The 12,292-nt window shown below is 73.1% G+C and carries 12 protein-coding genes; 10 read left to right on the top strand and 2 right to left on the bottom strand.

Translation table 11 applies throughout. From position 1 onward, the window contains the following. Positions 1 to 5 precede the first annotated feature (5 nt). From ACGFZS_RS17535 to ACGFZS_RS17515, 5 genes are all read left to right on the top strand, one after another. Entirely contained in the window at positions 6 to 881 is an 876-nt protein-coding gene (locus ACGFZS_RS17535) for an AAA family ATPase (RefSeq protein ID WP_393795801.1), read from the top strand. Positions 882 to 887: 6 nt separating this feature from the next. Continuing rightward, positions 888 to 2,066: a VWA domain-containing protein gene (locus ACGFZS_RS17530; protein WP_393795800.1), complete on the top strand. Its 1,179-nt coding sequence runs from the start codon at positions 888 to 890 to the stop codon at positions 2,064 to 2,066. After that, on the top strand, positions 2,059 to 3,165 hold the full coding sequence (locus ACGFZS_RS17525; protein WP_393795799.1) for an XdhC family protein: 1,107 nt from the start codon (positions 2,059 to 2,061) through the stop codon (positions 3,163 to 3,165). The genes ACGFZS_RS17530 and ACGFZS_RS17525 overlap by 8 nt, the downstream gene beginning before the upstream one ends. A 15-nt stretch (positions 3,166 to 3,180) precedes the next feature. Continuing rightward, positions 3,181 to 3,795, top strand: coding sequence for an SRPBCC family protein (locus tag ACGFZS_RS17520; RefSeq protein ID WP_393795798.1), 615 nt, complete (start codon positions 3,181 to 3,183; stop codon positions 3,793 to 3,795). Positions 3,796 to 3,916: 121 nt separating this feature from the next. Next, positions 3,917 to 5,371: a hypothetical protein gene (locus ACGFZS_RS17515; RefSeq protein WP_393795797.1), complete on the top strand. Its 1,455-nt coding sequence runs from the start codon at positions 3,917 to 3,919 to the stop codon at positions 5,369 to 5,371. A gap of 12 nt (positions 5,372 to 5,383) precedes the next feature. On the opposite strand, the gene ACGFZS_RS17510 is transcribed toward ACGFZS_RS17515, so the two are convergent. Continuing rightward, positions 5,384 to 5,884: a metallophosphoesterase family protein gene (locus ACGFZS_RS17510; RefSeq protein ID WP_393796025.1), complete on the bottom strand. Its 501-nt coding sequence runs from the start codon at positions 5,882 to 5,884 to the stop codon at positions 5,384 to 5,386. A gap of 103 nt (positions 5,885 to 5,987) precedes the next feature. Between ACGFZS_RS17510 and ACGFZS_RS17505 the strand changes: the two genes are divergently transcribed. The 5 genes from ACGFZS_RS17505 to rfbC all read left to right on the top strand — a co-directional run bounded on the left by ACGFZS_RS17505 (position 5,988) and on the right by rfbC (position 11,169). Then, positions 5,988 to 6,425: a MarR family winged helix-turn-helix transcriptional regulator gene (locus tag ACGFZS_RS17505; RefSeq protein WP_393795796.1), complete on the top strand. Its 438-nt coding sequence runs from the start codon at positions 5,988 to 5,990 to the stop codon at positions 6,423 to 6,425. After that, positions 6,422 to 7,825: an MFS transporter gene (locus ACGFZS_RS17500; protein ID WP_393795795.1), complete on the top strand. Its 1,404-nt coding sequence runs from the start codon at positions 6,422 to 6,424 to the stop codon at positions 7,823 to 7,825. Before ACGFZS_RS17505 ends, ACGFZS_RS17500 begins: the two co-directional genes overlap by 4 nt. 8 nt (positions 7,826 to 7,833) lie before the next feature. Next, entirely contained in the window at positions 7,834 to 8,418 is a 585-nt protein-coding gene (locus ACGFZS_RS17495; protein WP_393795794.1) for a hydrolase, read from the top strand. Between the two features lie 122 nt (positions 8,419 to 8,540). Continuing rightward, positions 8,541 to 10,571 carry a glycosyltransferase family 2 protein gene (locus tag ACGFZS_RS17490; RefSeq protein WP_393795793.1) on the top strand — a complete coding sequence of 677 codons (2,031 nt, stop codon included), beginning with the start codon at positions 8,541 to 8,543 and terminating at the stop codon, positions 10,569 to 10,571. A 4-nt stretch (positions 10,572 to 10,575) separates the two neighbouring features. Then, the gene (rfbC, locus tag ACGFZS_RS17485; protein ID WP_355726320.1) at positions 10,576 to 11,169 is read left to right on the top strand and encodes a dTDP-4-dehydrorhamnose 3,5-epimerase; all 594 of its coding nucleotides are present in this window, start codon (positions 10,576 to 10,578) and stop codon (positions 11,167 to 11,169) included. Between the two features lie 55 nt (positions 11,170 to 11,224). Here rfbC and ACGFZS_RS17480 read toward each other — a convergent pair whose 3' ends face one another. Beyond that, on the bottom strand, positions 11,225 to 12,040 hold the full coding sequence (locus ACGFZS_RS17480; protein ID WP_365696153.1) for a class I SAM-dependent methyltransferase: 816 nt from the start codon (positions 12,038 to 12,040) through the stop codon (positions 11,225 to 11,227). Between the last annotated feature and the right edge of the window lie 252 nt (positions 12,041 to 12,292).

The raw sequence follows: 12,292 nt of genomic DNA, 5'->3' as shown, positions 1-12,292 counted from the left end.
CCCGCATGGACGACCCGGAGCAGGTGCGGGCCCGCCTGGAGGAGACGGGGTACCTCGTCGACGAAGGGCTGGCCGTCACCTGCTTCCTGGCCCTGAGACTGCACCGGCCGCTGTTCTGCGAGGGCGACGCGGGCGTGGGCAAGACCGCGCTCGCCTCCGCCCTCGCCGAGGCCCTCGGCGCACCGCTGATCCGGCTGCAGTGCCATGAGGGCATCGACGCCTCCCAGGCCCTGTACGACTGGGACTTCCCGCGCCAGCTGCTGCATCTGCGGGCCGCCGAGGCGGCCGGGGTCACGGACGCGGACCGGCTGGAGAGCGAGCTGTACGACCGCCGTTTCCTGATCGCCCGCCCCCTGCTGCTGGCCCTGCAGCAGCATCCGGCGGTCCTGCTGGTCGACGAGATCGACCGCGCGGACGACGAGTTCGAGGCGTTCCTGCTGGAGCTGCTCTCCGAGTACTCGGTCACGATCCCCGAGCTCGGCACGCTGCGGGCGGAGGTGCCGCCGGTGGTCGTGCTCACCTCGAACCGGACCCGCGAGGTGCACGACGCCCTGAAGCGGCGCTGCCTCTACCACTGGTTCGACCATCCCTCCTTCGCTCGTGAACTGGCCATCGTGCGCACCCGGTTGCCGAAGGTGTCGGCGCGGCTGGCCGAGCAGGTGACCGCGCTGGTGCAGGCGCTGCGCGGCGCGGACCTGCTCAAGCCGCCGGGCGTGGCGGAGACGATCGACTGGGCGGAGGCCCTGGACGCGCTGGGCGCGAGCGAGGTGGACACGGAGCTGGCCGTGGCCACGCTGGGGTCGGTGCTCAAGTACCGGGAGGACGCGGACCGGGCCCGGGGGATCGATCTCGCCGCGATCCTGTCGGCCCGGGGCGGGTGACCGGCCGTGGACGCGGCGGTACCGGTGGCGGCCGGGGTGCCGGCGGATGCCGTACTGCTCGGTTTCGTACGGGCGTTGCGGGCCGCGGGCGTGGACGCGAGCGCCGAACGCGGATACGCGTTCCTGCGCGCCGTGGCCGCCCTGCGGCCGGGCCTGCGTGCGGACGTGTACTGGGCGGGGCGGGCGACGCTGTGCGGCGGCCACGACGACCTGGAACGCTACGACCGGGTGTTCGCCGCGTACTTCGGCCGGACCGGGGCCCCTCCCCCGCCGCCCTCGCGCACCGCTCCCCCGCCCCGGCTGCGGCTCGTCGCCCGGGAGACGGCAGCGGCCCCCCGGCCCCCCGGCGAGGGCGAGCCGTCCGCTCCGCCCACGCCCACGTTCGCCAGTTCCGCCGAGGTGCTGCGGCACCGCGACGTCACCGAGCTCGACGCCGCCGAACGGGCCCAACTGCGCCGTCTGCTGGCCGCGTTCGCCCTGGAGGGGCAGGTGCGGCGGTCGGCCCGGCGGCGGCCCGCCCGGCGCGGGGACGTCGATCCGCGCCGTACGGTACGGGAGTTGCTGCGACGCGGCGGCGAACCGGCGCTGCTGCGGCGGCACGCGCGGGTGGCCCGGCCGCGCCGGGTGGTGCTGCTCGTCGATGTGAGCGGCTCGATGGCGCCGTACGCCGACGCGCTGCTGCGGTTCGCGCACGCGGCGGTGCGCGCGGGCCGCACGGAGGTGTTCACCATCGGCACCCGGCTCACCCGGGTGACCCGCGAACTGTCGCACCGGGACCCCGATCTGGCGATGGAGTCCGTCGCGGCGGCCGTGCCCGACTGGCGCGGCGGCACCCGGCTCGGCGAGCTGCTGCGCGAGTTCCTGAACCGGTGGGGACAGCGCGGCATGGCGCGCGGCGCGATCGTCGTGCTGCTCTCGGACGGCTGGGAACGCGGCGACCCGGAGCTGCTCGGACGGCAGATGCGCCGGCTGCACCGTCTGGCGCACCAGGTGGTCTGGGCGAACCCGCGCAAGGCGCGGCCCGGTTACGCGCCGCTGGCGGCCGGGATGGCGGCGGCGCTGCCCAGCGTCGACGCCTTCGTCGAGGGGCACAGCCTGGCGGCGCTGGAGCGGCTCGCGGCGGTGGTGCGCGGGGCGTCCGCGACGTCCGCGGCGTCTGCCGGGAAAGGAGCCGAGCGTGCGTGAGATTCTGCCGACGCTGGCCGACTGGCACGCGGCCGGGATCCCCTTCGGTCTGGCCACGGTGGTCGCGGTCAGCCGCAGCGCGCCGCGCGGACCCGGCGCCGCGATGGCGGTGGGCCCGGACGACGAGGTCCTGGGCAGTGTCTCCGGGGGCTGTGTCGAGGGCGCCGTGTTCGAACTGGCGCAGGAGGTCGTGGCCAGCGGCGAACCCCGCCTGGAGACCTTCGGCTACAGCGACGAGGACGCCTTCGCGGTGGGGCTGACCTGCGGCGGCGAGATCACCCTGCTGGTCCGGCCGGTGACCGCCGCGTCGGATCCGGCGTTCGGGGCGGTCGCCGCGTCGGTCGCCGGCGGCGAGCCGGTGACCGTGGCCACGGTGGTGGACGGGCCCGCGCCGCGCGGCGCCACCCTCGCGGTCTGGCCGGACCGGGTGGCCGGCACGCTCGGCACGGAGGGCCTGGACGTCGCCGTCGCCGCGGACGCGCGCGGCGAACTCGCGCTCGGCGCCTCGGTGTTGCGGCACTACGGCCCGCGCGGGGAGCGGCGCGAGGACGCGGTCACCGTCTTCCTCCAGTCGTTCGCGCCGCCGCCGCGCATGCTGGTGTTCGGCGCGATCGACTACGCGGCGGCGGTGGCCCGGATCGGTGACTTCCTCGGCTACCGGGTCACCGTGTGCGACGCCCGCCCGGTCTTCGCCACCCCGAAACGCTTCCCGGCGGGCGTCGAGGTCGTCGTCGACTGGCCGCACCGCTACCTCAGGGGCACGGACACCGACGACCGCACCGTCGTCTGCGTCCTCACCCACGACCCGAAGTTCGACGTGCCGCTGCTGGAGGAGGCGCTGCGCCGGCCCGCCGCCTACGTCGGGGCGATGGGCAGCCGCCGTACCCACGACGAACGGCGGGCCCGGCTCGCCGAGGCGGGTCTCACCGGGGCCGAACTGGACCGGCTGCGCTCACCGCTCGGCCTGGACCTGGGCGCCCGTACCCCCGAGGAGGTCGCGGTGTCCGTCGCCGCCGAGATCGTCGCGCTGCGCTGGGGCGGCAGCGGCGCGCCCCTGACCACGACCGCGGGGGCCATCCACCATCCGGTCGCGCCCTGAGCCGAGGAGGAAGTCATGGAGCTGCACCACGAGTTCACCGTCCCGGTCCCGGCCGACGAGGCCTGGCGCGCCCTCCTCGACATCGAACGGGTCGCGCCCTGTCTGCCGGGCGCGGTCGTGGAGGACTACGACGGCAAGACCGTGACCGGCTCGGTCAAGGTCAAGGTCGGCCCGGTCACCGTGGCCTACCGGGGCACCGCGGTCTTCGAGGAACAGGACGCGTCGGCCCACCGGATGGTGCTGCTGGCCGCCGGCCGGGAGACCCGTGGGCAGGGCACGGCCCGGGCGACGGTCACCGCCGCCCTCACCGAACGCGACGGCGCCACGGCGGTCTCCGTCCGCACCGACCTCACGGTGACCGGCCGTCCGGCCCAGTTCGGCCGCGGCGTCCTCGCGGAGGTCGGCGACCGTCTGGTGGGCCAGTTCGCGGTCTGCCTCGCGGAACGGCTGACCGAGCGGCCGCAGCACCTGGCGGAGGACGACGAGGCGCCACAGCCGCTCGACCTGCTGCGGACGGCCGGGGTGCCGGTGGCGAAGCGGGCCGCGGCGGTGGCCGCCGTACTGGCCGTGCTCACGGTGGCGGCGGCACGGCTGCGCCGGCGTCGGCGGCAACACACCAGGTCGCGCTGACCTGTTCCGCCCGTCGAACACTATGAACACAACGTCCGGACCATGGTTCCGGTCCCGGACCGCTCCCTAGCATCGCCGCGGACGGCGCGAAGAAGCGCCGACGACGACAGGGAGCCGCGCCTTGAACAGGTCGAGAACCCCCGTACGGGCCCGCCGGACCGGCCGCCGCCGACGCACCGGACTGCTCGCCTCCGTGGCGGCGGCCCTCGCCACCGCCTTCGTCGGCGCCCCGCCCGCACAGGCCGGGACACCGCCGCCGACCACCGTCTCCTGCCCGGCCCCACTCGACGGCAGGGCCACCTGTTACACCGGTCGGGACGCCCACGGCGCCGCCTACGCCATCGCCGTCCCCGCGCACTGGAACGGCTCCCTGGTCGTGCACGCGCACGGCGGCCCGGACCTCGGCACCGGCTCGGACCCGGCGCGCAGCGCCGACGACCTGGCCCGCTGGTCGGTGATGGTGAAGGAGGGGTACGCCTGGGCGGGCTCGTCCTACCGCAGGGGCGGCTACGGCACCCGGATGGCCGCCGAGGACACCGAGAACGTGCGCCGGCTGTTCGTCGAGCACTTCGGCAAGCCGAAGCGCACCTATGTGCACGGTCAGTCCTGGGGCGGGGACGTCGCCGCCAAGGTCGTCGAGGTGTACGGCGGGCGGGGCGGACCGTACGACGGGGCGCTGCTCACCAGCGGTGTCCTCGGCGGCGGGTCCCGGGGGTACGACTACCGCGTCGACCTCCGCGTCGTCTACCAGTACTACTGCCGCAACCTGCCCCGGCCGACCGAACCCCCGTACCCGCTGTGGCAGGGGCTGCGCGCGGACTCGACGCTGACGACGGCCGGACTGCGCGCCCGGCTCCAGGAGTGCACGGGCCACGCCTCGGCCCCGCAGGAGCGCACCGCCCTCCAGCAGCGCAACCTCGACGACATCCTCGCGGTCACCGGTGTCCCCGAGCGCACCCTGGAGTCGCATCTGCGCTTCGCCGTCTTCACCTTCCGGGACATCGTGCACGACCGGCTGGGCGGCCGTAATCCGTTCTCGAACAAGGGCGTTCGGTACTCGGGCTCGCACGACGACCAGGCGCTCAACGCCGGGGTCGAGCGGTTCGCCGCCGATCCGACCGCGGTACGCGACCTGTCGTACGACAGCGATCTCACCGGCAGGGTGTCGATCCCGGTGCTCACGCTGCACGCCATCGACGATCCGACGGCGTTCGTGGAGCACGAGGCGGCCTACCGGGCCACCCTGCGCGGCGCCCACCGGGACGGCCACCTCGTGCAGACGTTCACCCACGAGTCCGAGCACAGTGCGCTGAGCGACGCGGAGTACGCCGACTCGATCGCGGCCCTGGACGGTTGGGTGCGCACGGGCCGGAAACCCACGCCCCGGGCGATCGCGGACTCCTGCGCAGCGTTCGACCGTATCTACGCCACGGGCTGTTTCTACGACCCGGCCTTCCGTCCCGCCTCCTACGCCTCCCGGGTCCGCCCGCGGCCGGGCGGCCTGCGCTGGCCCGCCATGACGGCGGCGCAGGAGAAGCGGTGGAGCGGGATCGCCGGGGTCGGGATCGCCCCCTGATGACGGTTCACCTCAGCGCGGCGGCAGCCGGTGCAGGGTGACGTCCGTGAGCGCGCCGTCGGCGACGGTCGCGGTGAGGTAGGTGCGGTGCGGCTGGCGGCGCCGGTCGGTGGGCGAGCCGGGGTTGAGCAGCCGCAGGCCGCCCGGTGCCGTGCTGTCCCAGGGGATGTGGCTGTGCCCGAAGACCAGGACGTCCAGGTCGGGGAAGCGGGCGGCGCAGCGGGTCTCGCGGCCCTGGGCGGGACCGGTCTCGTGCATCGTCCCGAACCGCAGGCCGCCCAGGTCGGCGTAGGCCACCTCGGGGAGCCGGGCGCGCAGTCCGGGGCCGTCGTTGTTGCCGTACACGCCGATCAGCCGGCGGCTGTGACTCTCCAGCAGGTCGAGGGTGGCCTCGTCGACCCAGTCGCCGGCGTGGAACACGACGTCGGCGCGCGGGAGTTCGGCCAGCAGCTGGTCCGGGAGCCGCTTGGCGCGCAGCGGGAGGTGCGTGTCGGAGGTCAGGAGCAGACGCAGGCGCACCCGGCCAGCGTAGCCAATGCCCCCGCCCGATGATCTTCAGTCCAGACTTAACAGTTTCAGCTGGACAGTTTCAGCTGTCGGTTCTAGGGTGGGCCGCATGGCAGAGATCACCGATTCCGCGACCCGCGCGGCGCGCGATCTGCGCGTGATGTTCAGCAGGCTGCGCCGCCGTATCCGGGAGGTCGCCCAGGACGCGGACCTCACCCCGTCGCAGGAGTCGGCGCTCACCCTGGTGTCGAAGCACGGCGCGGCCACGGCCAGCGCGCTGGCCTCCGCCGAGGGGGTGCGGCCGCAGTCGATGGCGGCCACGCTGGCCGCGCTCGACCAGCAGGGGCTGATCCGCCGCAGCCCCGACCCGACCGACGGCCGCCGCCAGCTGGTCACCCTGACCGAGGCCGGCCAGGCCCGGGTCGAGGGCAACCGGCAGGCGCGCGACGAGTGGCTGGCCCGCGCCTTCCAGGAGCGGTACACCGAGGACGAGCGGCGCACTCTCCTCACCGCCATCGAGCTGCTCGAACGGCTGTCGCGACCGTGATACCGCGACCGGCCGCCGCGATATCGGGCAAGAGCACCCGCCCCGCCCCCGCCGGCTTCGACCGGCGGCTGATCGCGCCGATGGTGCTGGGTTCCGTACTGAACCCGATCAACTCCTCGATGATCGCGGTGGCCCTGGTGCCGATCGGCATCGCCTTCGGGGCGCCGCCCGCCGAGACGGTGTGGCTGGTCACCGCGCTCTACCTGGCGACCGCCGTGGGGCAGCCGGTGATCGGGCGGCTCGTGGACATGTACGGACCGCGCCGCCTCTACCTCGTGGGTACGGGGCTGGTGGGCGTCGCCGGGCTGCTGGGCGCGCTGGCTCCCACGCTGGGCGTGCTGATCGCGGCGCGGGTGCTGCTCGGCTTCGGCACCTCGGCGGCGTATCCGGCGGCGATGCGGCTGACCCGGAGCGAGGCCGAGCGCACCGGGCAGGACAGCCCGGCCGGGGTGCTGACCGCGCTCGCCGTGTCCGCGCAGACCGTGGCCGTGGTCGGTCCGACACTGGGCGGGGTGCTGATCGGCGCCGGCGGCTGGCACATGGTGTTCACCGTCAACGTGCCGCTCTCCGCTGCCTGCCTGGTCCTCGGCGTCAAGTGGCTGCCCAGGTCCGGGGCGCCCCAGCGGGGACAGCGCATGGACCTGCCCGGGATGGCCCTGTTCGCCGTCCTGCTGGTCTCGCTGATGCTGTTCCTGATGGGCCCGCGGCCCGACCGCTGGTACCTGCCGGCGCTGACCCTCGTGGCGGCCGCCGTCTTCGCGGCCCGCGAGCTGCGGGTGCCCGACCCGTTCGTCGACCTGCGGGTCCTCGCCGGCAACGTCCCGCTCGTCGTCACCTATGTGCGCCAACTCCTCGCGTACACCACCTCGTACGCCTTCCTGTACGGCTACACGCAGTGGCTGGAGCAGGGCCGCGGGCTCAGCGCCTCCGCCGCCGGACTCGTCCTGCTGCCGCTGTCGGCCGCCGCGCTCGTCACCGCCACGGTCACCGGCCGCCGGGAGGCCGTCCGCGGCAAGCTGCTGGTCGGCTCGGTACTGCAGATCGCCGGCTGCGCGGCGCTGCTGCTGGTCGACGCCGGCAGCCCGGTCTGGGCGCTGCTCGCGGCCGGCGCGCTGCTCGGCGTCCCGCAGGGGCTGCTCGGGCTCGCCGCGCAGACCGCGCTGTACCGGCAGGCCGACCCGGAGCGGATCGGCTCCGCGGCCGGGCTGCTGCGGACCTTCATGTACCTCGGCGCGCTGGGGGCCTCCGCCGCGACGGCGGCGTTCTTCCCGCACCGCGCCGACACGGGCGGGCTGCACGGCCTGGCCCTGTTCATGCTCGCCGGCTCGGCACTGCTGCTGGCGATCACGCTGCCGGACCGCTCCCTGGCCCGGCTCACACCCACCCCCCGAAAGGCCTGATCCACCCCATGTCTCTGAGCACCCTCGACCCCCGCACCGCGCTCGTCGTCATCGACCTCCAGCAGGGCATCGTGGGCATGCCCACCCAGCCGTACTCCGGCGCCGAGGTGGTGGCCCGCACGGCCGAGCTCGCCGACGCCTTCCGCGCCAAGGAGCTGCCCGTGGTCCTGGTCCGGGTCTCCTTCGCCGCCGACTTCGCCGACGCCGTGCCGGGCCGCACCGAGCGCCAGGCGCGCGGCCTCGCCTTCCCGGAGGGCTGGGACACCGTCGTCGGCGAACTGTCCGGCCACGACGGCGACATCCGTGTCACCAAGCACAACTGGAGCGCCTTCCACGGCACCGACCTGGACGTCCAGCTGCGCCGCCGGGGCATCACCCAGATCGTGCTGACCGGCATCGCCACCAGCATCGGCGTGGAGTCCACCGCCCGGGACGGCTACGCGCACGGCTACCACGTGACGCTCGCCACGGACGCGATGGCCGACGCCGACCCGGAGGCGCACCGCGGCTCCGTGGAGCGGATCTTCCCGCGCCTCGGCGAGTCCGGTAGCACGGCGGAGGTGCTGGAGCTGCTGGCCAAGACGCACAGCTGACTCATGACCCGGTCTTGGCCCGGGCCGAGGCGAGTCCTGGGCCACGACCGGGTTAGCATTCGGCCACAAGCACGTGCCGTCCAGGGAAACCGGCGGCTTTATCCAGGGGGCTAGGAAGCCGGATGCCGGTCAAGGTCAGTGTTGTCGTCCCTGTCTACAACCCGGGGCCCTATATCGAGGACTGCATCGCCTCGCTGCTCCGGCAGTCGCTGCCTCGCGACGAGTACGAAGTGATCTTCGTGGACGACGGCTCCAGTGACGAGACCCCGGCCCGGCTGGACGCGCTCGCCGCCGAGCACCCGCACATCCACGTCATCCACCAGGAGCCGTCCGGCTGGTCCGGCAAGCCCCGCAACGTGGGCATCGCCGCCTCCCAGGGCGAGTTCGTGATGTTCGTCGACAACGACGACTTCCTGGGCGACGAGGCCCTGGAGCGGATGTACGACTACGGCGTCGCGAACGAGGCCGACCTGATCATCGGCAAGATGGCGGGCAAGGGCCGCCCGGTGCCGGTGGAGCTGTTCCGCCGCAACCACCCGCGGGCCACCGTCGACAACGCCCCGCTGATGGACAGCCTGACCCCGCACAAGATGCTGCGCCGGTCCTTCCTGGACCGCATCGGGCTGCGCTTCCCCGAGGGCCGCAGGCGGCTGGAGGACCACGTCTTCGTCGCCGAGGCCTACCTGCGCGCGTCGAACATCTCGGTGCTCGGCGACTACGTCTGCTACTACCACATCAAGCGGGACGACGCCTCGAACGCAGGTTTCCAGCGCTTCGACCCGGTCGGCTACTTCGCCAACCTGCGCGAGGCCCTCGACGTCGTCGAGCGCTACACCGAGCCCGGCCCCACCCGCGACCGGATGTTCCGCCGCTGGCTGCGCAGCGAGATGGGCGAGCGGCTGCGCGGCAACCGGTTCCTCAAGCTGCCGGACGACTACCGCAGGGAGCTCTTCGACGAGATCCACAAGGTGATCGCCGAGCGCATGGGCCCGGCCGTGTTCGCCCTGCTCGAACCGGCCCACCGGGTGGTCACCGAGCTGGCCGGCGCGGGCCGCTACGAGGACGTGCTCGCCGTCGCCGAGTGGGAGGCGTCCATCGGCCCCTCGACGGCGCTGGAGAGCGTCGCCTGGGACGGCGGCGCCCTGAAGATCGGCTTCAGCGCCGAGTACAGCGCCGGCGGGGCGCCCAAGACCTACCCGGCCGACACCACGCCCGTCCCGCTCGACGGCCCGCCGGCGACCGCCGCCGAGGCCATCGCCTTGCTGGAGCGCGGCACCGCCGCCCGCTTCGACCGGGCCAACGTCGACCTGATGATGCGCGAGCGGGAGACCCACGCGCAGTTCTTCCAGCCGATCGAGTTCACCCGCGAGACCGTTCCCGTCGAGGGCGAGCCGGACCGGGTCCGCCTGGTCGTGAAGGCGACGGCGACCGTGGACCCGGCCACCGCCGCCGCCGGCATCCCGCTGCCGGCCGGGCTGTACGACGCGTTCGTCCGGCTGACGATCGGCGGCTGGACCCGCGAGTACCGGCTGTTCCCGGCGGCCACGGAGCAGTTGCCGGCAATGCCGGTCCCGGGTGTCGTCGGCGGCCTGCGCGTGCTGCCGTACTGGACGGTCAAGAACAACTTCGCCCTCGACGTCGACATGGCCGGCAAGCGGCTCGGCTTCGGCGAGTTCAAGCCCGCGGACTTCACGGTCGCCGGTGACCGGCTGCGCGCGGTGCTGCCGTTCCATGTCGCCGGTGACGTCAAGGCGGCGCTCCGGCTGACCGGCCCGAAGCCCGCCGCCGAGGTGCTGGAGGTGCCGGCCACGCTGTCGCCCGCCGAGGGCGGCGGAGCCGTGCTGGACGCCCCGCTGCCGGTGCGGTCGCTGCAGCAGGGCGGCTGGCGGCCGGCCCTGTGCCTGGTCGCGGACGCCGCCGAGCCGCGCTTCTTCACGCTGCCGCTCGTCGTGCGCAACTCCCCCGAGGGCCTGAAGGTCGCGGGGCCGGCCCCGAAGAAGCCCAAGGCGGCCACGCCCAAGCCGGCTCCGAAGCCGAAGCCGAGCGCCGCCCGCAGGCTGGCCCGTAAGCTGCCGCTGCCGGTGCGCCGGGCCCTGGCCAGGGCCCTGGGCCGAGGCAGGACCGCACCCACCGCACGACAGGAAGGCAAGTGACACCGTGCGACCGCTGAGCATCGAAGGCGCCTGGATCCAGGAGCCCAAGGTCTTCCCCGACGACCGGGGCAGCTTCCACGAGTGGTTCCGGGCCGGTGAGTTCCGCGAGGCCCTCGGCTACGACCTGGACCTCGCCCAGGCGAACTGCTCGGTCTCCCGGCGGGGCGTGCTGCGCGGCATCCACTTCGCCGACGTGCCGCCGAGCCAGTCCAAGTACGTCAAGTGCGTGCGCGGTGCCGTGCTGGACGTCATCGTGGACATCCGGGTCGGCTCCCCCACGTTCGGCAACTGGGAGGCGGTCCGGCTCGACGACGACAACCGGCACGCCGTGTTCCTCTCGGAAGGCCTCGGCCACGCCTTCATGGCGCTCACCGACGACGCCACCGTGGTGTACCTGTGCTCGGCCGGATACGCGCCGGGCCGCGAGCACGGCATCAACCCGCTCGACCCGGAGCTGGGCATCGAGTGGCCCGAGGGCCTCGCGCCGGTGCTGTCGGAGAAGGACGCCGAGGCGCCGTCCCTCGCGGAGGCCGCCGCTTCCGGGCTGCTGCCGACGTACGCGGACTGCGTGGCGTACTACGAGCGGCTGCGCGGCTGAGACCACGGCCGAGGAGCCGGACCCGGCCCGGGTCCGGCTCCTCATCACATCCGCGTCAGGACTTCGCGTAGCGCTGCTTCAGCGCGCTCCGCTTGTTCGTGCCCTCGGCATTCCTGCCCTTCTCGATGATCACGAGATTGTGGTAGAAGTGCATGCCGACGATATTGAGGTCGGTGTACGTCGGCTGATAGTTCTCCGTGACGAATTCCTCGTAATTCAGCCCGTCCACCAGCCGCTTGAGCATCCCCATACTGGTGTGCGCGGCTTCGAGGTCCTCACTGCCCTGCCATTCGGGCCAGTAGGAGGACTGGGTGTCCTCGACGATGTAGATGCCACCGTCCTTGAGTCGCGGGAAGAGCGTGGCGAACGTGGTGAGCACATGCGGACTGCGGTGACTGCCGTCGTCGATGATGACGTCCAGATCACCGATCTTGTCCGCGACGGTGTTCAGCGACGTCGGGTCGGACTGGTCGCCGATGAACGTCGTGATGCGTTCCTCGTCGACAAATGACTTGTCCTGGATGTCCATTCCGAAAATCCGCGCCCGCGGGAAGAACTGCTTCCACATGCGCAGCGAAGCACCGCCCTGGCCTGGCCTGTTGTAGCCGCCGATGCCGATTTCCAGCAGGTTGAACGACTCGTTCTTCAGGTGCCCGAGATGGCGCTGGTAGTGCTGGGTGTAGCGGTGTATTCCCCACTTGTCCGTCTTGAAGTGCTGGGCGAGTTTGTTCAGGTCACCGGAGATCGCGTCGAGTCCGGTCGGCTTGGGCGGCTTCACGGGCGGCCGGCCGGAGAAGCGCCGCTTCACCCGTCGCAGGACTCGCACATTCTTCTCACCCAATACAGACTTCACGGTCGCTCGGATCGACATCGCGGGACAAATCCTTTCCGCACCCGGCTCACAAGACATTCAAAGCATCATGGTAGTGATGCCTGGCAATCCACAAGGGGCGAACACAGAGACACCCGAAAAAAGGCCGGACGGGCTCCCGGTATTCCGGTGACACGGCACAGGGCGGGGGGGGGGGGGGGGGGGGGGGGGGGGGGGGGGGGCCCGGGGGGGGGGGGGGGCAGTTGGACGGCGGTGTTGGGCCAGGGGCGGGGGCCGCTGCCGCGCTTCCGG

It is taken from the genome of Streptomyces sp. NPDC048288, assembly GCF_043201555.1.
Lineage (GTDB): Bacteria > Actinomycetota > Actinomycetes > Streptomycetales > Streptomycetaceae > Streptomyces.
The sequence above is the reverse complement of the archived record's forward strand: the minus strand, read 5'-3'. Positions and strand labels throughout refer to the sequence as shown.